This is a genomic window from Pseudomonas sp. B21-017, assembly GCF_024749245.1.
Classification (GTDB): Bacteria; Pseudomonadota; Gammaproteobacteria; order Pseudomonadales; family Pseudomonadaceae; genus Aquipseudomonas.
In genome coordinates this window covers 627,021-648,150 of the sequence record NZ_CP087194.1, presented here as the reverse complement: position 1 = coordinate 648,150, position 21,130 = coordinate 627,021, and the positions used below count along the sequence as shown (strand labels likewise).

17 protein-coding genes are annotated in these 21,130 nt (G+C 59.9%); 7 read left to right on the top strand and 10 right to left on the bottom strand.

The window, feature by feature from the left end; all coding sequences use genetic code 11:
- The first annotated feature begins 4 nt into the window (after window positions 1–4).
- From LOY28_RS02835 to ureC, 3 genes are all read left to right on the top strand, one after another.
- On the top strand, window positions 5–538 hold the full coding sequence (locus tag LOY28_RS02835; RefSeq protein WP_018928452.1) for a GNAT family N-acetyltransferase: 534 nt from the start codon (window positions 5–7) through the stop codon (window positions 536–538).
- On the top strand, window positions 538–846 hold the full coding sequence (locus LOY28_RS02830; RefSeq protein WP_018928453.1) for an urease subunit beta: 309 nt from the start codon (window positions 538–540) through the stop codon (window positions 844–846). The genes LOY28_RS02835 and LOY28_RS02830 overlap by 1 nt, the downstream gene beginning before the upstream one ends.
- A gap of 184 nt (window positions 847–1,030) precedes the next feature.
- On the top strand, window positions 1,031–2,731 hold the full coding sequence (gene ureC / locus LOY28_RS02825; RefSeq protein WP_086944061.1) for an urease subunit alpha: 1,701 nt from the start codon (window positions 1,031–1,033) through the stop codon (window positions 2,729–2,731).
- Window positions 2,732–2,798: 67 nt separating this feature from the next.
- Here ureC and LOY28_RS02820 read toward each other — a convergent pair whose 3' ends face one another.
- Window positions 2,799–7,718 carry an NEL-type E3 ubiquitin ligase domain-containing protein gene (locus tag LOY28_RS02820; protein ID WP_258613025.1) on the bottom strand — a complete coding sequence of 1,640 codons (4,920 nt, stop codon included), beginning with the start codon at window positions 7,716–7,718 and terminating at the stop codon, window positions 2,799–2,801.
- A 241-nt stretch (window positions 7,719–7,959) separates the two neighbouring features.
- Here LOY28_RS02820 and LOY28_RS02815 point away from each other — a divergent pair, with 241 nt between their 5' ends.
- On the top strand, window positions 7,960–9,087 hold the full coding sequence (locus LOY28_RS02815) for a sensor histidine kinase KdpD (RefSeq protein ID WP_258613024.1): 1,128 nt from the start codon (window positions 7,960–7,962) through the stop codon (window positions 9,085–9,087).
- A gap of 163 nt (window positions 9,088–9,250) precedes the next feature.
- On the opposite strand, the gene LOY28_RS02810 is transcribed toward LOY28_RS02815, so the two are convergent.
- Together LOY28_RS02810 and LOY28_RS02805 are read right to left on the bottom strand one after the other, a co-directional pair.
- A complete protein-coding gene (locus LOY28_RS02810; RefSeq protein WP_018928457.1) occupies window positions 9,251–9,556 on the bottom strand; it encodes a chaperone modulator CbpM in 306 nt (101 codons plus the stop codon).
- Between the two features lie 25 nt (window positions 9,557–9,581).
- Window positions 9,582–10,529: a DnaJ C-terminal domain-containing protein gene (locus LOY28_RS02805; RefSeq protein WP_018928458.1), complete on the bottom strand. Its 948-nt coding sequence runs from the start codon at window positions 10,527–10,529 to the stop codon at window positions 9,582–9,584.
- 296 nt (window positions 10,530–10,825) lie between these two features.
- Between LOY28_RS02805 and LOY28_RS02800 the strand changes: the two genes are divergently transcribed.
- A complete protein-coding gene (locus LOY28_RS02800) occupies window positions 10,826–12,100 on the top strand; it encodes an Hsp70 family protein (protein WP_018928459.1) in 1,275 nt (424 codons plus the stop codon).
- Between the two features lie 130 nt (window positions 12,101–12,230).
- On the opposite strand, the gene LOY28_RS02795 is transcribed toward LOY28_RS02800, so the two are convergent.
- From LOY28_RS02795 to LOY28_RS02785, 3 genes are all read right to left on the bottom strand, one after another.
- Entirely contained in the window at window positions 12,231–13,244 is a 1,014-nt protein-coding gene (locus LOY28_RS02795; protein ID WP_018928460.1) for an AI-2E family transporter, read from the bottom strand.
- Between the two features lie 178 nt (window positions 13,245–13,422).
- The gene (locus tag LOY28_RS02790; RefSeq protein WP_018928461.1) at window positions 13,423–13,728 is read right to left on the bottom strand and encodes a PsiF family protein; all 306 of its coding nucleotides are present in this window, start codon (window positions 13,726–13,728) and stop codon (window positions 13,423–13,425) included.
- A 72-nt stretch (window positions 13,729–13,800) separates the two neighbouring features.
- Window positions 13,801–14,589: a helix-turn-helix transcriptional regulator gene (locus tag LOY28_RS02785; protein ID WP_258613023.1), complete on the bottom strand. Its 789-nt coding sequence runs from the start codon at window positions 14,587–14,589 to the stop codon at window positions 13,801–13,803.
- Window positions 14,590–14,687: 98 nt separating this feature from the next.
- On the opposite strand from LOY28_RS02785, the gene LOY28_RS02780 reads away from it, so the two are divergent.
- Window positions 14,688–15,563, top strand: a complete 876-nt coding sequence (locus LOY28_RS02780) for a DMT family transporter (protein WP_258613022.1) — start codon at window positions 14,688–14,690, stop codon at window positions 15,561–15,563.
- A 100-nt stretch (window positions 15,564–15,663) separates the two neighbouring features.
- Here the strand turns inward: LOY28_RS02780 and LOY28_RS02775 are convergent, their stop codons facing one another.
- From LOY28_RS02775 to LOY28_RS02765, 3 genes are all read right to left on the bottom strand, one after another.
- The gene (locus tag LOY28_RS02775) at window positions 15,664–16,554 is read right to left on the bottom strand and encodes a triacylglycerol lipase (protein ID WP_258613021.1); all 891 of its coding nucleotides are present in this window, start codon (window positions 16,552–16,554) and stop codon (window positions 15,664–15,666) included.
- 108 nt (window positions 16,555–16,662) lie between these two features.
- Window positions 16,663–16,968, bottom strand: coding sequence for a multidrug efflux SMR transporter (locus LOY28_RS02770; RefSeq protein ID WP_007903452.1), 306 nt, complete (start codon window positions 16,966–16,968; stop codon window positions 16,663–16,665).
- Window positions 16,969–17,607 (bottom strand): FMN-dependent NADH-azoreductase, encoded by a 639-nt coding sequence (locus LOY28_RS02765; protein ID WP_018928465.1) that lies wholly within the window; start codon window positions 17,605–17,607, stop codon window positions 16,969–16,971.
- A 121-nt stretch (window positions 17,608–17,728) separates the two neighbouring features.
- Here LOY28_RS02765 and LOY28_RS02760 point away from each other — a divergent pair, with 121 nt between their 5' ends.
- Window positions 17,729–18,673, top strand: coding sequence for a LysR substrate-binding domain-containing protein (locus LOY28_RS02760; RefSeq protein ID WP_018928466.1), 945 nt, complete (start codon window positions 17,729–17,731; stop codon window positions 18,671–18,673).
- 25 nt (window positions 18,674–18,698) lie between these two features.
- Here LOY28_RS02760 and LOY28_RS02755 read toward each other — a convergent pair whose 3' ends face one another.
- Complete coding sequence (locus LOY28_RS02755) at window positions 18,699–20,774, bottom strand: AsmA family protein (RefSeq protein ID WP_258613020.1); 2,076 nt, start codon at window positions 20,772–20,774, stop codon at window positions 18,699–18,701.
- Window positions 20,775–21,130: the final 356 nt, after the last annotated feature.

The following is a 21,130-nucleotide window of genomic DNA, read 5'->3' as shown; positions in this document are numbered from 1 at the left end:
CCCCATGAACGCCGCCCAACTGCGACGCGTCAATGTTGAAAGCTTTGCGCACTATCGTCAGGGATTGATTGATCTGCTGCTCGACGCCGTCGGCTATGGCGCCAGCGTCGGGTTCATGGCGGATCTGGACGCCACCCAGGCCCGAGCCCATTTCGATGAAGTCCAGGACAACCTGAACAAAGGCAACGTGCTGCTGTGGGTGGTGGTCAAGGACGAACAGGTGCAGGCCAGTGTGCAACTGAACCTGTGCCAGAAAGCCAATGGGCTGAATCGCGCCGAAGTGCAGAAACTGCTGGTGCGTGAACACGCCCGTCGTCGCGGCCTGGGCCAGCAGTTGATGCATGCCCTGGAGCTCGCCGCCCGCCAGCACAAGCGCGGCATGCTCTACCTCGACACCGAGGCCGGCTCCCCCGCCGAAGACTTCTACAAGGCCCTGGGTTACACCCGTGCCGGCGAAATTCCGGACTACGCCTGCGACCCGAACGGGCGCTACAAACCGACCGCCCTCTACTACAAGATTCTCCAAGGAGCCCAGTGATGATTCCCGGTGAGTACCAGATCCAGCCCGGCGACATCGAGCTTAACGTGGGCCGACGCACTGTCAGCCTGAAGGTGGCCAACAGCGGCGACCGGCCGATCCAGGTCGGCTCGCATTATCACTTCTTCGAAACCAACGACGCGCTGACCTTCGACCGCGTCGCCAGCCGTGGCATGCGCCTGAACATCCCCGCCGGCACCGCGGTGCGCTTCGAACCGGGGCAGAGCCGCGAGGTCGAGCTGGTGGACCTGGCCGGGCATCGCCGGGTGTTCGGGTTTGCCGGCAGGATCATGGGCGACCTCGACTGACACGCAAACCCTGTGGCGAGGGAGCTTGCTCCCGCTCGAGTGCGAAGCGCTCGCAACACAGCTGGTGCGATCTATCTGAATAATCGGAGCGGCAGATTTTACGACTGCTGCGCAGCCGAACGGGAGCAAGCTCCCTCGCCACAATGGACCGCGGACTACCGCACTTCACTTTCAAGGCAAGCGCATGAAAATCTCAAGACAAGCCTACGCCGACATGTTCGGCCCCACCGTCGGTGACAAGGTCCGTCTGGCCGACACTGAGCTGTGGATCGAAGTGGAACAGGACTTCACCACCTACGGCGAAGAAGTGAAATTCGGCGGCGGCAAAGTCATTCGCGACGGCCAGGGCCAAAGCCAACGGCTGGCCGCCGAGGTGGTCGATACCCTGATCACCAACGCGCTGATCATCGACCACTGGGGCATCGTCAAGGCCGACGTCGGCCTCAAGGACGGACGCATCGCGGCCATCGGCAAGGCCGGCAACCCGGACATCCAGCCCAACGTCACCATCGCGGTCGGCGCCAGCACCGAAGTGATCGCCGGTGAAGGCATGATCCTCACCGCCGGCGGCATCGACACCCACATCCACTTCATCTGTCCGCAGCAGATCGAAGAAGCGCTGATGAGCGGCGTCACCACCATGATCGGCGGCGGCACCGGACCGGCCACCGGCACCAACGCCACCACCTGCACCTCCGGGCCGTGGCACCTGGCGCGCATGCTCCAGGCCGCCGATGCGTTCCCGATGAACATCGGCCTCACCGGCAAGGGCAACGCCAGCCTGCCGGAGCCGTTGATCGAACAGGTCAAGGCCGGCGCCATCGGCCTGAAGTTGCACGAAGACTGGGGAACCACGCCCGCGAGCATCGACAACTGCCTGACAGTGGCCGACCAATACGACGTCCAGGTCGCCATCCACACCGACACCCTCAACGAGTCCGGCTTCGTCGAAACCACCCTCGCCGCCTTCAAGGGCCGCACCATCCACACCTATCACACCGAAGGTGCCGGTGGCGGTCATGCGCCGGACATCATCAAGGCCTGCGGTTTCGCCAACGTGCTGCCGAGCTCGACCAACCCGACCCGGCCGTTCACCCGCAACACCATCGACGAGCACCTCGACATGCTGATGGTCTGCCACCACCTGGACCCGAGCATTGCCGAAGACGTGGCCTTCGCCGAAAGCCGCATCCGCCGCGAAACCATTGCTGCCGAAGACATCCTGCATGACCTCGGTGCCTTCTCGATGATCAGCTCCGACAGCCAGGCCATGGGCCGCGTCGGCGAAGTCATCACGCGCACCTGGCAGACCGCCGACAAAATGAAGAAGCAGCGCGGTCCGCTGCCACAAGATGGCGAAGGCAATGACAACTTCCGCGCCAAACGCTACATCGCCAAGTACACCATCAACCCGGCGATCACCCACGGGATCAGCCATGAAGTGGGCTCGGTCGAAGTGGGCAAGTGGGCGGATCTGGTGCTCTGGCGTCCAGCGTTTTTCGGGGTAAAGCCAACGCTGATCCTCAAGGGCGGTGCCATTGCGGCCAGCCTGATGGGTGACGCCAACGCATCTATTCCAACGCCGCAACCGGTGCACTACCGCCCGATGTTCGCCAGTTACGGCGGCTCGTTGCATGCCACCAGCCTGACCTTTATCAGCCAGGCCGCGCAGGAGGCGGGTTTGCCCGAGGCCCTGGGCCTGAAGAAGAAAATCGCCGTGGTCAAAGGCTGTCGCGAGGTGCAGAAAACCGACCTGATTCACAACGACTACCTGCCGGACATCGACGTCGATCCGCAGACTTATCAGGTTAAGGCCGACGGTGTCTTGCTCTGGTGCGAGCCAGCGGATGTGTTGCCGATGGCTCAGCGTTACTTCCTGTTTTGAGATTCGGTCAGGCATAAACCCGGCACGAGGGGTGTCATTCTTCGTACCGGGTTAGCTGTTTCTCAGGTCAATCCGTTGCTGGTGCGTTCATAAAGGCGATGTCCACCCTTTGCAGTTTCGCCCGATCCATCGCCTGTTGGGTCAGGGTCTTAAGCAGCGTTTTCATCTCGATATCGATCAGGTTCAACTCGGCGGCATAGGCTTGGTCAGTCATGACCTGGCCCGGAGCAATTTCGCTTTCCAGCTTACCCAGTTCAGCGGCGAGTACCCGGAGCTCCTGCTTCAGATCGGCCTTTGCCTGCAACGAAAGGTTCGGTTCGGAGGCCCTCTTTTCAAGCGCCATGTAAAACTCAGTCGTTGCATCGATTCGGCGCCTGAAAACTTTGAAGGCGCTTCGATTTGTGCCCCGTAGGTATGTTTCCCAGAACGGTTGTTCGATGATCGAATCACGCAGTAAATCGCCGGTTTCCAGCTCCATGACCCGCTGATACGCACTCTCGATCATCTCGGGAGTCACACCGGTGTGCGTGCGAAATTGCAAATCACGGGACTGCCAGGGCAGGTCCAGTCGCTCTGCCAGATCCGTCATGTAAGCCAGGTGGACCTCGACTTCATCGATACTTCCTGACACTGTGCCCTCAGCATCGACAGTCCTGAATTGCTCACCATTTTCCAGGCGCTCGGCAACCACTTTGTGGGCGATCCGGCTCAACTCGTCCAGCCGCGACTTGCCTCTGGCCAGCTGCACCAGTTCGGCCTCCACCAGGCCCGGGTTGGCCAATGCGTAAGCCTCATGGATCAGCACTTCTACGCCCATCGCATTGAACAACTGCGCCCCGGCGTCAACACAGTTAGTGACCTCCTCCCTGCCCATGACGAAAAGATTGCGCCGCAGCTCGCTGTCCTTGGACATGGCCTCCAGCATTCGCCAGAGCTTTTGCGTCATGTCCACCCTGAAGGCTTTGTCAGTTCTGAAGGCGGTTGATTGGGTGAGTTTCCTGATCTGATTGAAAAAAGGCACTGAGCCGAACTCATCCTCAACGCTGTTCCAAACATCCTGTTTGGCCACCCACTCAGGTCGCGTCAAGCCTTCCTCCCAATCAAGACTGTCGCGCACGCCGCGAGGCGGATACGGACGATCGGGGTCCAGGCCGACGGACCGGATATAACCTCTGAGCGTTTCCAGGTTCTCGGCCGACAACCACGGCGGATCGCGATTCAATACCGTGCGCGCCAACAGCTCCGCGGAGGCTGAGCCGGGCGTAACCTGCGGGATAACGGTCAGTTCGTTGCGCTGCAGGCTCAGGTAAAAATGCCGGAACCTGGGTTGAGCGAACAGCCCCTCCGGCCAGGTATCAATCCCGGTGTCACCCAGCATCAGGGTATGCAGCATGCGCATCCCACCGATGTCGGGCACTCTCCCCAACGGGTTTCCTTGCAGGTCCAGACTTTTCAGCCGGGAGAGCCATCTCAAATAGGTAGCTCCCTGGGCATCCAGCACAATCCGGTTATCGCCGAGGTTCAGTTCGGTCAGCCCACGCATTCGCCCCACCGCACGAGGAAATTGCGTGAGCTGGTTACCGGTGAGATTCAGCGAACGGAGTTTCGGAAAATGAACCAGAAACGTGACATGGGCATCGTTCATTCCAGTGCCCAGCAAGTTCAGGCTGGTGACGTGCTGAAAATCGGCTTCCAACAGAGGCATGCTTCCCAAGTGTCGCCCCAGGGGAACGTTTCTGAAATCAAGCGCTGTCCCGTACATATTTCCCAAAGGGTCCACATCCCTGGGCCCGGTGTGCTGCCAGCACTGGCGAATGGTTGTGTAGATTGAGTTTCGGGTCTGCCATTCGGCAATGCCGGCAGGGCTGTACCTGAACGCTTCGGTGGGTAAATTGAGCCAGTGCCGGAAATTGGCATTGAGACGATCGAACTCCGCCTCCAATGCGCTTGCCCGCTGTTCCGGAGTAACGTCGTCGCCCCCGCCGTCCAGGTAAGCCTGGGCCTCGGTTTCCGTCCACCCGGGGCGCACACTCCTGACCCGCTCCTGCGGCGTCACTCGGCCGGTCAGTTGTCGAATGCCCTGGGGGGCAAACATGCCACCGCGCAACTTCATCGTTTCGGGATCGTAGGCGGGCTTGCGCAGAGGGTTGTCCGCCAGCATCGGACGCAGCTTGTCACGCGCCAACGGGGCATTTTGAACACTGCATTTGAGGTTCGCGCCTTGATAGATCTCGTACCCCAGCGCTTTGCGTTCGGCGTCGGGCAGAGCGTGCAAGACGGATGAAAAAAGATCGTCGGCACCCCGCAGATGGTTATCCTCGGCATCCCGCGCTTCATAGCCCTCGTCCGTGCTGACCAGCACTTTGCGCGTACGTGCGTTCTCCGGGCCAATGCTGTCGCGCAGGTGCCCGGTGAACGAATGTTCGCGAACTTCAATGCGCACGTCGCCCGGCCAGTTCGGCAAGGTTTCCAGGGTGTGCAGCGCCAGCCGTTCCGTATCCGGAGCGTGCATCGAGTCAAGGAACAGCCCTTCATAGGCGCGCGCCAAACGTACTTCCAGCAAGGCCGCCCGCACCTGTTGCCGCAGATGCAAGGCAATGCGCTTTTGTTCGGCCAGTGCTCGCAAATCCGCCGGAGCAGCGGCGGCCAGCAGTTCCTCGGCCACGCCGTCGGGCAATTGCGCAAAAGCATCCTGCAGCACCCGCACATTGGCATTGTCTGATGACGACAGACCGCTCTGTGGCATCTTCCCCGTGTCCGACCACGTCTTGAACCGTTCGATCGTGTCGACCAGCAACGCCGGCGGTGCTTCGTTTTCGACATGCAGCCGACGCAGCACATCTGCTTCGACGCCACTGGCGATCCGGATCTGCTCAAGCGTTGCATCGTCGAACGTTTCTACCCTCGCCCCCAACCGCCGCATGAGCTCGGTCGAGGTCCATTCGACAGGGCGGTCGAGCTCGGTATGCCAGGTGCCTGCGCCATTGTGTTCAAGCTTCGGTTGGTAGGCCATCGCTCGATCCGGATGGAGAATCCGCGGTTGCCCCGTGAGTGGATCGTCTTGCACCGCAAAGTATTTACCGCCGATCGACAGGAATTCCTGATCGTTGTGCAGATACAGGCCTCGCTCGTTTGGCTTCGTACCCGGACTCAGACTGACTTGATGTTCATACGGACTCAGGTCCGGATTCCAGAGACGGGTCTTGCCGTCAGCGAGCACCACCGGCTTCAGCTGTTCGACAAAAGATGAAGGCCGGACCGCTGGCGCTGCGCCCGCGGGTAAAACATGCCCTGCCGCCATGATTGCCAACTGGGCAGCATTGATCAGGACACCGCACAGAAGCGCCGACGCTTCTTCCTTGTCTCCCTTGCTCCAGTCCTCAATGCCCTCCATGGTTTCGAGCAGCATTTGCCCGACCATCACGCCCAACATGGCCTCCCCCAGGCCAGGCACCAGCATTGCGCCGAAGTTGAACACATTCCAGCCGATGTTCGCGTAACTCCTCAGCCGCGCCCAGCGGGCATTGGCATCTTCATCGCCAGTGGGCACGGCGATATGTCGCGCATCGGCGATGGCCTTGTCGCGCCGCCATCGACTGAACTGAGGCCAGAGCGCGCCTTCGATCACATGGGTGATCGGTTCTGCGTCGGGGTTTTCCACTGCGGTTTCCCGCCACCATGGCCCCATGTTCAACGGCTCCCGCTGCTGCCAGGTGAAGGTGCTGAAGCGCTCCCTGACGCGAGCGAAAAACCTGCCCTGGTCTTTTTGCGGTACGAACCGACTGAAGAACTGCTGATAGTCCGACGAGCGCAACTGGCTCGTCAGCTCCTTCATGAAGTCGGTGAAGGACGGATATTCCTTCAAGGGATGTTCAGGGTCATCAGGGACGTAGGCGATCAAGGTGCCATCGAGCCGGCTCTGCGTAAAAATATCGTTCCTGCCCAGCACCTCGTCGACCACACCGCTTGGCCCGTTGGCAAAAAAGGCCTTGAGCAGTTTGAATTGATCAAACTCCTGCCCGGGTAAAATGGCCAGTTTGCGCGACCACTCCATCATTGTTCGTTGGTCTGCCGGAACCAGGCTGTTGTAGATTCGCTTTACTCGTGTCGGATCAGCCACTGCACTGAACAACACGATACCCGACAGCTTCACGCCCAAAAGAGTCAGCCGATGAGACTGTAACGGGCGATTGCCCATCGTGATGTTTGTCTGGTTGTCTCGCAGTTGCTGCAACTTGCCATATGCATAAGAAGTGATATCACTCTTCAAATAGGCAATCAGCGCTGACTCATTGAACGCGGCCTTTTCGGTCCCGATGAAGTGCTGCTCAAGCGAGGCCTTGGCATCAACCGCCGAAGGGGCCAGCAACCCTTTGATGTGCCGCTGATATTGCGCACCGAGATCCAGATCCCTGCAAAGGCTCGCAAAACTTTCGATGGTCAATGAATGGCGCCTCAGGGCTCCTTCGGCGTCGGTAATGAAAATGCCGGAGCCATCACGAAAGGCGCCAGCACGGGTTTCAGAGTCCTCGAAGTTATGGAGGGCAGCCCCCAGCAGAGTTGACTGCCTGAGCCGACTGGCATTGGTGTCGACGCCAAAACCCAGGAGGGCCGGAATATAAAGCCGTACCGATGTCGCATGAACATCCAGATCCAGGTTCAGCTTTTCTTTCAGGGCCTGAACAAGCAAGGGTTCGGCGAACTTATTGATGTCCTTTTGCAAATCGCCCAGTGTGTCATCCAGGCTGTCTTGCAACCGCCAGCGCTCACTGATGAGTTCGTTGAGATATTGACGGTTGATAGCACTCGCCTTGATGTACCACTCGGGAACGTCCGGTTTCATATCAGTCGTTGATACAAAACTTGATACAGATGGTTTCTTTATGAATGCGGGAACTTTGGTTGCAAGATAATTCAAATAAACATTGGCGCCAGCTGTCATCTCTTGAGAGATATTGGAAACGCCCCCTTCTGACAATTCATTCATTGCGCATGTATCCCTATGCGTTTGAGAAGAACGCCAAGCTTATTCAATACCTGCAAAAACAAAAGATTAAATAACTGTTGGAAAATAGCGATAAAACAAACAACACCTTCCAACTTAAGAATCTAAAAAACAAATAAGTACCACCTGCAAGACCTGCAAGCATGATCCGGCGTGTCAGCGGTAGTTTTTACCGATCTACAAAGAGGCTAAGATGCCCAGACTCTCCAGGCAGGTAACGGCCATGCGCTTATCCGAATTCATCAGGCAACACGTGGACCGTATCGTCGATGAATGGGAACAGTTCGCCAGAACGATCACCCCGGCGGCCGAGTGCATGGATCGAGCAGCCTTGCGCGATCACGCCAAGGCCATTCTGCTGGCGGCAGCGCGGGACATGAGCACCGCGCAAACCGCCAGCGAACAGCTCGCCAAGGCCAAGGGCGAAGGCCCGGAGAAAACCCCAAGCCTGGATGAAGCGGGTGCCAGCCATGGCGAACTGCGGCATACCGTGGGCTTCGACCTGGTGCAAATGACCAGCGAGTTCCGCCATTTGCGGGCCTGTGTGATTCGGTTGTGGGTCGACAGCCTGGAGTCACCGGACCTGACCTATTTCCGGGACATGATCCGTTTCAACGAAGCCATCGATGAGGCCCTCGCCGAATCCACCGCCGCCTATGCCGAACAGGTCAACCATTCACGGGATCTGTTTCTGGCGATACTCGGGCATGACTTGCGAGCGCCATTGCAGGCAGTGAGCATGTCCGCCGAGTTACTGCTGCGTAAAGCAACGCTTGAAGGCGATGCTTTGGCCTGTGCCAACAATATTAAGGATGGCGCGCGGAACATGGCGGTGCTGGTCAGCGATTTGCTGGAACTGGTGCGCAGTCGCCTGGGCAAGCGCCTGCCAATCGAACCGGCGCCCATGGACCTGGCCGAGACGGCGCGCGAAGCGATTGCCCAGGCTTGCGCTGCTCATCCGCAATGCGATCCGGCACTGAGCGTCGAAGGCGATACCCGGGGTATTTGGGATGGCCGAAGGCTCGCTCAAATGCTGCAGAACCTGATCGGCAATGCCTTGCAGCACGGTTCGAACCACAGCGTGATCAAGCTGAGCCTCAGGGGTGAAACGGACAGCGTTCGCCTCACCGTGCACAACGACGGTGCGCCGATTCCGCCCGAGGTCATCGGCACAATCTTCGATCCACTGGTACGCAGTGCCGACGAAGAACTCGGCGGGCCGAGCACCAGCCTTGGCCTGGGGCTGTTCATCGTCAAGGAAGTGGTTGATGCCCATCAAGGGACGATCGAGGTCAGTTCCAGCGAGGCTGAGGGCACACTGTTTAGCGTGGTGTTGCCCAGGAAGGTGTAACGCCTTGGGACCGCTGTGGCGAGGGGGCTTGCCCCCGTTCGGCTGCGCAGCAGTCGTAAAATCGACGCATGCGGTCAGTCTGAAAAACCGCGATGACCGGATTTGGGGTCGCTACGCAACCCAACGGGGGCAAGCCCCCTCGCCACAGGTTTAGTGTTTACAGCTATTCGATCACCAAGCGCCCCAACCGCTGCTTGAGCATGCGGTTCTCGGCCCGCAGTTGCTGGACCTCGTCAAGCAGGTCCAGCGCCAGGGCGACACCTTCCCATTCCAGCTCCAGGTCGCGCCGCAGCTTGGCGGCGCGCTTGGCCAAAACCAGTTCGTAGTCGGTGAAACGCCAATCCTTGGGCTCTGTACCCTGTGGTTCGAGGATGCCGTGTTCGACGATCTCGATCACATGCACGTCCGACAACTCGGTCGCCTCACAGAATTCTGCCAGGTCCAATAGAACGATCACGGGGTCGCTCATGATTGGGCTCCTCCTTATCTCGGAATCAAAAATTCTCTCGCGGATCGAAAGCGGCTTTTTTCGCCAACTCCTCCCACAACGCCTTGACGTCATGGTCGAGTTTCTTCGGCATCACCGCCTTGAGCTGCACGAACAGGTAACCACGGTGCCCGGCCTTGTGCATCAGGCCGTGGCCCTTGGCGCGCATGCGCTGGCCATTCTGGCTGCCGGCCGGAACCTTGAGGTTGATCTTGCCGGTCAGGGTCGGCACCGCGACTTCGGTCCCCAGTGCCAGTTCCCACGGTGCCAGTGGCAAGGTGATGATCAGGTTCTCGCCTTCGACATCGAATTTGGGGTGCGGCGCAAAACGAATGGTCAGGTACAGGTCGCCATTGGCCCCGCCACCGATGCCCGGAGCACCCTGGCCCTTGAGGCGGATGCGCTCGCCGTCGGTCACGCCGGCGGGGATCTTCACGTTCAGGCTTTTGCTGGTGTTGCTGACATGCTGGCCGGCAGCGTTGTACTGCGGCACCTGGAAGCTGACCTTCTTCGATTCGGTCGAGAGGGTTTCTTCCAGAAAAACCGGTAATTCCATTTCCACGTCTTGCCCTCGACGACCGGCGCTATGGCCCGACCGTCCACCACCACCGAAACCCGAACCACGGTTGCCGAAGATCGAACTGAAGAAGTCCGAGAAATCGCCCGTGTCCTGACCACCGCCTCCGAAACCACCACGACTCTGCCAACCCGGCGGGCCCTGGAACGGCTGGCCGTGGTGACCGTATTTGCGCAAGTCGTCGTATTCGGCGCGCTTGTCGGCGCTTTTCAGCGCTTCATAGGCTTCCGACGCGTCCTTGAACTTGGCCTCGGCGTCCTTTTCCTTGCTGACATCGGGGTGGTATTTGCGCGCCAGCTTCCGATAGGCGGCCTTGATCGCCTTATCGTCCGCAGTCGGCTCCACGCCGAGAATCTTGTAATAGTCTTTGAAGTCCATCGAGGGAATCACCATCCATTATCGAAATCGCGCCACTCGGTACAGCATGCTCTGGTTTACAGCGTCTTGATTGATCAATCTCAATTTTGTGACCGGGCAGCGCATCAGTAGTTTATCGGCAGCCAGGCGCAGTTCTTGCTGTCGCCCAAGGATTGCCAAACCTATGCAGGGAAGTTTGGGGGTGATGGCGCATCTTTCAAGCGTAGATCAATGTGATTTAACAGATAGTCGGCCTTCGAATCTGCGCCGCACTGACATACACTGCGCGGCCGTTTTTTAACCGGAACTTGAAAGACATGAAAAACGCATCTCCAGCCCGTGCCTGCGGTATCGACTTCGGCACGTCCAACTCCACCGTCGGCTGGCTGCGCCCCGGCATGGAAACGCTGATCGCGCTGGAGGACGACAAGATAACCCTGCCCTCGGTGGTCTTCTTCAATATGGAAGAACGCCGCCCGGTGTACGGCCGGCTGGCGCTGCACGAGTACCTGGAAGGTTACGAAGGCCGGTTGATGCGCTCGCTCAAGAGCCTGCTGGGCTCCAAGCTGATCAAGCACGACACCAGCGTCCTCGGCACGGCGATGCCGTTCAAGGACCTGCTCGGGCTGTTCATCGGCCAGTTGAAAAAGCGCGCCGAAGCCGCTGCCGGTCGGGAGTTCGAGGAAGTGGTGCTGGGCCGTCCGGTGTTTTTCGTCGATGACGATGAACTGGCCGACCAGGAAGCCGAGAACACCCTGGTGGACGTAGCCCGCGCCATTGGTTTCAAGGACGTCTCGTTCCAGTACGAGCCGATTGCAGCGGCGTTCGACTATGAATCCACCATCGAAAAGGAAGAGCTGGTACTGATTGTCGACATCGGCGGTGGTACGTCGGACTTCTCGCTGGTGCGCCTGTCCCCTGAGCGACGCGGGCACGACAACCGTCACGACGACATTCTCGCCACCGGTGGCGTGCACATCGGCGGAACCGATTTCGACAAACAGCTGAGCCTGCAAGGACTGATGCCGCTGTTCGGCTACGGCAGCCGTATGAAGAGCGGCGCCTACATGCCCACCAGCCACCACATGAACCTGGCGACCTGGCACACCATCAACTCGGTGTACTCGCAGAAATCGACCCTGGCCCTGGGCAGCATGCGTTACGACATTGAAGACACCGGCGGCATCGATCGCCTGTTCAAGCTGATCGACCAGCGCGCCGGGCACTGGCTGGCGATGGAAGTGGAAGAGACCAAGATCCAGCTGACCCACGCCGACAGCCGTCATGTGCCGCTGGACCGCATCGAGCCCGGTTTGAGTGTGGAACTGACTCGTGCGCTGTTCGAATCAGCCATCGACAACTTGCTGGAGCGGGTGCGCAACAGCGTGACCCAATTGCTGAACGACGCGAATGTGCGGGTCGATCAGGTAGATACGGTGTTCTTCACTGGCGGTTCGAGCGGGATTCCGGCGCTACGCAACAGCGTCTCGGCGATGTTGCCGAAGGCGCAGCATGTGGAAGGCAACATCTTCGGCAGCATCGGCAGCGGGTTGGCGATCGAGGCGGCCAAGCGTTACGGCCCGATGGATTGACCTGAAACCCTGTGGCGAGGGAGCTTGCTCCCGTTGGACTGCGCAGCAGTCCCTTCTTTTGGAGATAAGGGGGGCCGCTTCGCGCCCCCACGGGAGCAAGCTCCCTCGCCACAATTAGATCAACACGGGATCAAACCATCCCCACCTGCTTCAACTCACTCTTCAGGTACGCGTAATAAATCGGCCCCGCCACCACCCCCGGCAGGCCGAACGCGGCTTCGAACACCAGCATCGCCAGCAGCAACTCCCACGACTTGGCGCTGATCTGCCCGCCTACAATGCGCGCGTTGAGAAAGTATTCGAGCTTGTGGATAAAAATCAGATACCCCAATGCCGCCACCGCCACCCAGATCGACAGCGACAGGCCGACGATGGTGATCAAGGTGTTCGACATCAGGTTGCCGATCACCGGCAACAAGCCGAGCAGGAAGGTCAGCACGATCAGGGTTTTGGTCAGCGGCAGCTTGATCCCGAACATCGGCAGGACCACCGCGAGGAAAATTCCGGTGAAGAAGGTGTTGAGCAGGGAAATCTTGATCTGCGCGAAGACGATATTGCGAAACGCCTGGACCAACAGGTGCAAGCGGTCGAACAGCGCCGCGGCCAAGGGCTTGCGCTTGGTCAGGTCCGGTACGCGCTGCAAGGCGATGATCGCCCCCAGTACCATGCCGATCAGCAGCGTCACGAACATGTGCGCCGCGTCCTTGCCCACCAGTTGCAAGTCGCTGAGGTGCTTGCTCATCCACTCGCCGATGGCCACTCGGAACTCGGCGGCACTAGCCGGCAGATAAGCGTCGATGAACGGCGGCAGCTGCCCGCGTGCGCGGTCGACCACGCCCATGAATTTATCGAGGGAAGCACCGGGGTTTTCCGCCTCGTGCAGCAGAAAACTGATCGCACCGGCAAAGATCAGCGCCAGCACACTGACCACCAAAGTCCCCAGTAACGCCACCGCCAGCCAGCGCGCACGGCGGCCCTCGATCAGCCGTTGCAATTGCGGCGTGAGCATGTTGACCAGTTCGAACACCAACAACCCGGCCAGCAGGCTGGGCAGCAATCGCAGAGGGATCACCAGCAGCAAACCGCCAAAAATAATGACCCAACTGATGAGCAACAAGACCTGACGCTGAGAAAACGCTGACATACAGCCTCAAAACGAACGACGTGAAAGGATTGGCAGTCTGCCAGCGTTCCGGCGCCGAAGCGAGCAAACACGAACCTTGGGAGCGAGCTTGCTCGCGATAGCATCAACGCGGTTCTGCGTGATACCGAGTCGCCTGCATCGTCGGATCGCCGTCCGGAGCAGGCTCGCCCCACACTGCTTATTTTTTCTTCAGGCACTCACTCATGAACGCTTTGCGTGCATCGCCCTTGAGGCCCTTGGTAGTGGCATCGGCATTACAGGTTTTCATCTTTTCTTGTTGAGGTGTCATGGGCTTGGCGGCATCGGCGGCCGGCGCGGCTTTGAGGCAGGTACTCATGAAGGCTTTGCGCTCATCGCCCTTGAGGCTCTTGGCGGTAGCTTCGGCATTGCAGGTAGTCATTTTGTTCTGCTGGGCAGTGGCAGCAAAACCCTGGGAGCAGAGCAGCAGACCGATCATCAACAACGGGGCATGCAACATCTTCATGGAGTTTTCTCCTTGTTACCGCACCGATGGGTACGGCCTCGCTCTGGAGTGTAGACAAAGCCTATTACACCTTCATCTGCTATCAAGATGGCTGCGCCGATACTGTTCCGGCGTGCACCCGGCCTGGCGCTGAAACATCGCGATAAACGCCGAGCCGGTGCTGTAACCCATGTCGAAAGCGATTTCCTGAATGCTGCGGTGGCTGTCCAGCGCTTCGATCGCTGCCAGAAACCGCAACCGTTGCCGCCATTCACCGAAACTCATGCCCAACTCGCGAACAAACTGCCGGGCCAGCGTGCGTTCGCTGACGTGAACCTGCCCGGCCCAATACGCCAACGGCCGGTTATCCCCAGGTTCGGCCTGCAAGGCTTCCAGAATGCCAAGTAACCCGGGACTGCTGGCGTAGGGCAAATAGCACTCTTGCATGGGCGCCTGTTGCAGTTGGTCTACCAGCACTTGAGCCAGACGCTGGTCCGCGTCGTGCTCGGGAATTTTCACATCGCGGGCGGCGAAGTCTTTCAGGATCGCCTTGAGGATGTCGCTGATCGCCAGGGTGCAAGCCTGTTGCGGCAGATTGCGGCACAACGTCGGCGCGAGGCAGACCGCGCGATAGTTGATCGGCTGATGGCTATAGAAACTGTGTTCGGTCCCGGGCGGCACCCACACCGCGTACTGCGGCGGCGACATGAAACGGCTGCCATCGACTTCCATGTGCAACACGCCATGGGCCGCGTACTCCAGCGTGCCCCACGGATGCCGGTGAGGTGCGGCGTATTCGTGGGCGTTGAAGTCGGCATAGCGGAAATACACCGCCGACGGCAGTTCGCTGAAATCCAGCAGGTCGATGTGTTTACTGTTCATGCTGTCCGGAATCAGGGGCAGATTGTCTGGATCGCAGTATAGGCTTGCATCCAGACAGACGGATAATTGCCCCTCATTAACGTTCTGGCTTTTTCCCGATGCGATACGCTTATCCCCTGCTGGCCATTTTCATTTGGGCCGGCAACACCGTGATCAACAAACTCGCGGTGGGCGCAATCTTCCCCGCCGAAATCGGCTTCTACCGCTGGCTGCTGGCCGGGATTCTGTTCACGCCTTTCATGGTTAAGCCGGTGATCGCCCATTGGCCGGTAATACGCCAAAACCTGGGGAGGATCTTCATCCTCGGCGTACTCGGCATGGCGGTTTATCAGAGCCTGGCCTATTTCGCTGCAACGCTGACGTCGGCCACCAACATGGGGATCATTCTGTCGCTGATGCCGTTGATGTCGCTGGCCATGGCGATAGTCAGCCTCGGCCAACGCCTGACCGCCGGAGCCCTGGCCGGTGCGGTATTGTCGTTTGCCGGTGTTCTGGTGGTGGTGTCGTCCGGCAGCCTTGGCGCGTTGCTGGAGCACGGGGTGAACTTGGGCGACGCGATGATGCTGATCGCCACGCTGGCTTATGCGGTTTACAGCACCTTGCTGAAAAAATGGCAGCTGCGCTTGCCGCCGCTGGTGTTGCTGTATTTACAGGTGCTGGTGGCGGTGGTGGTGCTGTTTCCGCTGTTCCTCGCCTCACCGAAAATCGGCCCGACCCTGCATAACATTCCGCTGGTGCTTTACGCCTGTCTGCTGGCCTCGATGCTTGCGCCGCTGGCGTGGATGCAGGCCGTGGTACGCCTGGGCCCGAGCCGGACCACGCTGTTTTTCAACCTGCTGCCGTTGATTACGGCGCTGATTGCGGCGGTGGTGCTGCATGAGCAGTTGGCGTTGTATCACCTGGTGGGTGGGGTGTTGACGCTGGGTGGGGTGATTCTTTCCGAGCGCTGGACTACCACATTGGGCCGCGCATAACCCTTTGTGGCGAGGGAGCTTGCTCCCGCTCGAGCGCAAAGCATCGCATTCTGGGGGCTGATTCGCAGCCCAACGGGAGCAAGCTCCCTCGCCACAGGGCTTAAACGCCTGCCGCCTTCAACCGCGCGGCATGCTCGACAAACAACCGCACCGGCTCCGCCCCTTTGCCCACCAGCCCCAGGGATTGGTTGACGATATCGAAGTGATCCATCGGGTATTGATCGCCAATCACCGTCCCGAGATGCGAGCTGTAGCGCCCGACCATCCCGTCGCAATGCCCCGCTTCACGCACGAAGGTTCTGGCAAACAACCGGCAACTGCGGTTGGTGCCGTCGAACAGGTTGCACCCGCGATCGGTCTTGCCCGGCTGCAAAGTCCCGGACCAGGAGTAATAGCGCACGCCATTCACCACTTCCGGGCCATGCCCACCCCAGGTGTCAGGCAGCCCCTGTGGATAACGCTGATTGAACAGCGCCACGCCGGCCGTGGTCAGCGATTCATGCGAAGCCGGGATATCCACCGGCAGTCGCGGCCCGCGATAACCGGTTTCCAGCAGGCACATCAACGCGCTGATCAACCACAAAAAAAAGGTGAGCAATCGGCCCCTGGCGCTGTCAGCCGGATAGTGATCGTGCAGGTAGTCCGCCAGCTCCGAACCGTGATTGGGCCCGGCCACCGAGGTCACTGACGCCACCCGGTCCGGGCGTTTTGCGGCAGCATACCGAGCGGTCAGCGAGCCCTGGCTGTGGCCGATCAGGTTGACCTTCTCGGCCCCGGTATCGCGCAGGATTTCCTCGATTCGTGCCAGCAATTGCTCACCACGCACCTCGGTTGAGTTGAGCGGCGAAACCTGCACCGCGATCACGGTTGCACCGTCCCGGCGCAACGCCGAAATGATCCCGAACCAATACGGATAGAGCAGCAGACGAATAAACCCGAGCATCCCCGGGACCAGCACCAACGGGTAACGCGTGGCAGAGCCTTGCGACATGGATGAACATCCTTGTGGTCGGTGAGATGAAGCAAGGCTGGATGCAAGGCCTCAGCCAAGCATCGCCACCCAAGATGACAACCCGGTGACCAATCTATGACATCCACCCTACTTCAACCCCACCACGCCCGCCACAATCAGCCCGACCGACACCAGTTTGAGCGCGGTCAGGCTTTCGCCCAGCAGCGCAAAGCCGAGGAACACCGTGCCCAGTGAACCGATAGCGGTCCAGATCGGGTAGGCGATGCTCACCGGCAATTCGCGCATGGCCAAGGTCAGGAAATAGATCCCACCCACGGCCGCCACCACGGTGATCACCGAAGGCCAGAGCCGGGTGAAGCCTTCGGCGTACTTCATGCCCATGGCGAAGGTGACCTCGAACCCGGCGGCAATCAGCAGGAACAGCCAGGCCATCTAGAACTCCCTGGCCAGCGCCAGCAAACGCTGTTCGGCCTCGGCTACGGAAACCTGGAAGGTGCGCTCGGCGGACTCCTCGCCCTCGGCGGCGACAACCGTGACGTCAGTGATGCCGATGAACCCCAGTGCCGTGCGCAGCAACGGGTCGGCATGGTTCATCGCTTCAAGCTCACCGCCGGGGCCGAAGCCAAACCCGCCGCGACTGGTGACGATCAATGCCTTCTTGCCCCGCACCAGCGGTTCGTACTGCGCGATGCCGTTGTCCAGGGTGTGATTGAACGTCAGCCCGAGCCGCACAATCTGGTCGATCCAGGCCTTGAGGCCACTGGGCACGCTGAAGTTGTACATCGGGGTGGAAATCACCAGCAGATCATGGCCGAGCAACTCCCCCACCAACTCATCGCTAAGTGCCAGGTCGGCCTGCATCGACAACGGTCGCGCTTGAGGCTCCGGATGAAAAGCAGCCGCTACGAAGGCTTCGTTGACGGCCGGGATCAACGCCCGGCCGACTTCACGGCGGGTCAATTGCGACTGCGGGTTACGGACCTGCCAGGCTGAAAGAAACACCTCGGCCAACCGCCGCGAATGAGAGCGTTCGCCACGGGGGCTGGCGTGAATGGCAAGAATTGTGCTCATCTGAATCTCCTTGAGGGCTAAACTGAAACGGCTTGTGGTTGCAGCTTGAAGCGCACAGCCACCTGCCTTCAAATGAGCAAAAATCAGTCTGGATGAATCTATTTCATCCATGGAGTTTTAAATGTTTGCCTCGTTGCCATTGACCGCCCTGCGGGCCTTCGAATCCGCCTCGCGCCTGCTGAGTTTCAAGGCTGCCGCCGAAGAGCTGTCCGTGACGCCGACGGCGGTTTCCCACCAGATCCGCTCCCTGGAAAACTGGCTCGGCGTGCCGCTGTTCGAACGACTGCCACGCCAGGTGCGCCTGACCGAGTGCGGCGAACGGCTGTTCCGTAGCCTGCATGGCGCCCTGCTGGAGGTGGCGCAAAGCGTCGATACCTTGCGCCCGCAACGCAGCGGCACGAGCCTGACGATCTCCACCACCGCCGCTTTCGCCGCCCTTTGGCTGGTGCCACGGCTGGGACGGTTTTATGCCCGGCATCCGCACATCAGCGTGCGTCTGGACACTCACTGCGAAGTCATCGATTTGCATCAGGACGCCAGCGTCGATCTGGTGCTGCGCTACAGCCAAGACGACTACCCGAACCTGTATGGGTTGTGCCTGTTCGACGAGTCCTTCGGGGTTTATGGCTCGCCTGAACAAGTGGCCCTGGCGACCCGTCGGGTACCCACCCTGATCAGCGTGCAGTGGCATAACTCCAAACTGTATGCCCACGGCTGGGAAGCCTGGTGCGCGCAATCCGGCGAAACCTGGCTGGCCGGACAGCCAGCGGTGCGTGAATACGACGAAGAGCATTACGCCCTGCAAGCCGCCATTGCCGGGCAAGGTTTGGTGCTGGCGAGCAATATTCTGGTGTCGGAGAGTGTGGCCAGCGGCTTATTGCTGCCTTACCGGGGTGAGATTCAGGTCGACGGGGCCGGATACAGCGCACTGTGCGTTCCAGGGCGCGAACGGCATCCGCCGGTGCGGGCGTTTTTTGCGTGGTTGCAGGAGGAAGCTCGATTGTCTGGTCTATTGCCAAGATCGAAGCCTGCGGCAGCTCCTGCAGGGGAACGCGTTCCAATGTAGCTGCCGCAGGCTGCGATCTTTTGATCTACCGGGTGGGCTTGACCGTCACCGGCGCCTTGCCCGCCTTCATCTGCTCCAGCAACGGCGCACATTGATTCGGCTCGCCAGCGCTCGGCGCGATCAGCGCCAGCAAACCCGCCGCCGGCGCGGCAATCACACCCAGTGCCACCATCCCGGCCCCGCGCAGCATCAGCGGCACCGCTTTCACCCCCGCATCCGGCTTGATGAACTTACCCCGCACATACAGTGGCGAACGCAACGAAATCAAGCGCCAGCCCTTGGATTCCGGGCTGATGGTCAGGTCCAGTTGCTCGGTCGCCATGTTCGCCGTGCCATCGATGTAGACAATCGCGTTCTCGGTATCGAAGACGAACAACTGCGTGGTCGCCAGACCGCTCTTGATGTCGAAATTGGCCGCCGCGCAGTTGATCTTCACTTCCTTGTCGCCAAAGATTTTCCCGACCACATAGTTGCCGACATTGAGCCCGGCCAGCTCCATCAGCTCGCGACTGATGGCGCCATCATTGATCAGCATCTTCAAATTGCCGTCGGCAGTGCCCAGCAGCTTGGCCACCGAGTTGCCACGACCGGTAAGGTCGGCGTCGCCATTGAGCTCACCGAAACTGGTTTTCATCCGTTCAATGGACGGGAACAACTGTTTGAGCTTGAACTTGCGCGCGGTCAGTTTGGCCCGGCCTTCCAATGGCTCGGCGCGCCCGTTCAGACGAACCTGCGCATCCAGATTGCCGCCCGCCACGCCGAAACGCAGGGGCTCGAGACTGAGCACACCATCCGTCAGCACCAAATGGGTGTAGAGGTCGTTGAACGGCAGTTTTTCGCTGTGGACGATGCGCTTGCCAGTGAACTCGACGTCAGCGTCCATATCGCGCCAGCGCTCGGTCTTGAATTCCTCGACCGGCAGAATCTTGTCCGCCGGCTGTTTGCTTTCACCGCCGCGGGCCTTTTGCTTGGCATTGGAGTCGGCGCCGATCAGTGGGGCCAGGTCGGCAAACAACAGTTGATTGGACTCCACCGCCCCGCTGAGCTTGGGCCGCGGTTGACTCGCGACATAAGCCAGGTTGCCATGGATGTCGCTCTCGCCGATCTTGCCGTTGAAGTCCTCATAGCGGTACACCGCCCCGCCCGACTCACGCAACTTGGCGGTCAAATGCCCATCCGTGGCGTACGGCGGGGTATCCGGCAGGGTCACGCCGATCAGCGGATAGAGATTGCCCAGGCTGGCACCGGCCAGTTTCAGGCGCAGATCCAGGGCGCCGAGGTTCAATGGGTCGGTGAGCGTGCCGGCCAGTTCGACACTGGTGTCGGCAATCTTCATTTGCGCATGAAGCGGGAACGGCTTGGCGGCATCCTGTAGGGCCAGCAAACCACCGATTTTGCCTTGGCCGGCCAGATTCTGGCCGTGGTATTGGCCTTTGACCTTCAACGCGAACGCGTAATCCTGCGGCGAACCGCCCTTCTCAAGCGCGGTTTTCGCCGCTTTGTCGCCGACGATGTCACTGAACGGAATCGGCTTGCCCAGCGGATCGATAAGCAAGTCGAGGCGGCTTTTCAGGCTCTGGTCGTCGAGCGTGACATGGCCCTTGTCGAAGCCGATGGCACCGATGTCCAGCACCCAGTTAGAAGGCTCGGCATTCGGATCCTTGGGGTCGAACTTGAATGTCCAGTTGGCGCGGCCGTCGGCAAGACGCTGCAGGTCGGCATTGGGCTCGGTCAGGTCGATACGCGGGATCGTCACCCGCTGTGTCAGCAAGGCCAGCGGTGAAATACGCAGCTCGACGCGTTTGAGGGTGGCCATCTGCGGTTGCTTCGACCAGTCCGGGTTGCCCAGGCTCAGGTCCTCGGCCACCACATGCGGCCACGGTACCCAGGCCCGCCAGCCGCCTTCGTCGGGCTCGCGCTGCCAGACCACCGCGAGGTTGCCATTGATGGCGAACGGACGATGCAGTTCTTCGGAGACTTTGGCGTTAAGGGGCGGTTTGATCCGGTTCCAATCGAAGAACGCGATGATCAGCACCAGGACGGCCAGCAGCACAACGAGGCTGGCGGAGGTCCAGGCAAGCATTTTACGAGTGCGCGTCATTGCACAGAGCTCCTGAATACGACTGAGCGCCCTGACAGCGACGCACTGATGAAACGTTAGGCCAGAACCGGCCTGCCATGAAATGTACGACTGGAAAACGGCCCGCAGGTTTAACCCGAAGGCCGATTCGAACGCAAATAGCCGTCTCGCCCCTCCCTTTTCAGCGTTACCGACCCCGCACTTTTGCGAGGCGAAAATGAGTCGAAAATACCCACCTCAGTGCAAAAACGTTCGCCGGAAACGCCCGTTCTAGAGCCGCTCGGCCAAACAATCAATTCCGTTGATTATTACCATTGCGTTTATGAACTTTTATATCGACTTATCGAGAGTAGCATTGACCTCGTACCCACTTTATC

Bases quoted from the DNA above. Each gene is read 5' to 3' on its own strand.
- LOY28_RS02815 (WP_258613024.1), top strand. From the start codon at position 7,960: ATGCGCTTATCCGAATTCATCAGGCAACACGTGGACCGTATCGTCGAT.
- LOY28_RS02760 (WP_018928466.1), top strand. From the start codon at position 17,729: ATGTTTGCCTCGTTGCCATTGACCGCCCTGCGGGCCTTCGAATCCGCC.
- LOY28_RS02805 (WP_018928458.1), bottom strand. From the start codon at position 10,529: ATGGACTTCAAAGACTATTACAAGATTCTCGGCGTGGAGCCGACTGCG.
- LOY28_RS02830 (WP_018928453.1), top strand. From the start codon at position 538: ATGATTCCCGGTGAGTACCAGATCCAGCCCGGCGACATCGAGCTTAAC.
- LOY28_RS02810 (WP_018928457.1), bottom strand. From the start codon at position 9,556: ATGAGCGACCCCGTGATCGTTCTATTGGACCTGGCAGAATTCTGTGAG.
- LOY28_RS02770 (WP_007903452.1), bottom strand. From the start codon at position 16,968: ATGGCCTGGCTGTTCCTGCTGATTGCCGCCGGGTTCGAGGTCACCTTC.
- LOY28_RS02795 (WP_018928460.1), bottom strand. From the start codon at position 13,244: ATGTCAGCGTTTTCTCAGCGTCAGGTCTTGTTGCTCATCAGTTGGGTC.
- LOY28_RS02775 (WP_258613021.1), bottom strand. From the start codon at position 16,554: ATGTCGCAAGGCTCTGCCACGCGTTACCCGTTGGTGCTGGTCCCGGGG.
- LOY28_RS02785 (WP_258613023.1), bottom strand. From the start codon at position 14,589: ATGAACAGTAAACACATCGACCTGCTGGATTTCAGCGAACTGCCGTCG.
- LOY28_RS02780 (WP_258613022.1), top strand. From the start codon at position 14,688: ATGCGATACGCTTATCCCCTGCTGGCCATTTTCATTTGGGCCGGCAAC.
- ureC (WP_086944061.1), top strand. From the start codon at position 1,031: ATGAAAATCTCAAGACAAGCCTACGCCGACATGTTCGGCCCCACCGTC.
- LOY28_RS02790 (WP_018928461.1), bottom strand. From the start codon at position 13,728: ATGAAGATGTTGCATGCCCCGTTGTTGATGATCGGTCTGCTGCTCTGC.
- LOY28_RS02820 (WP_258613025.1), bottom strand. From the start codon at position 7,718: ATGAATGAATTGTCAGAAGGGGGCGTTTCCAATATCTCTCAAGAGATG.
- LOY28_RS02835 (WP_018928452.1), top strand. From the start codon at position 5: ATGAACGCCGCCCAACTGCGACGCGTCAATGTTGAAAGCTTTGCGCAC.
- LOY28_RS02765 (WP_018928465.1), bottom strand. From the start codon at position 17,607: ATGAGCACAATTCTTGCCATTCACGCCAGCCCCCGTGGCGAACGCTCT.
- LOY28_RS02800 (WP_018928459.1), top strand. From the start codon at position 10,826: ATGAAAAACGCATCTCCAGCCCGTGCCTGCGGTATCGACTTCGGCACG.
- LOY28_RS02755 (WP_258613020.1), bottom strand. From the start codon at position 20,774: ATGACGCGCACTCGTAAAATGCTTGCCTGGACCTCCGCCAGCCTCGTT.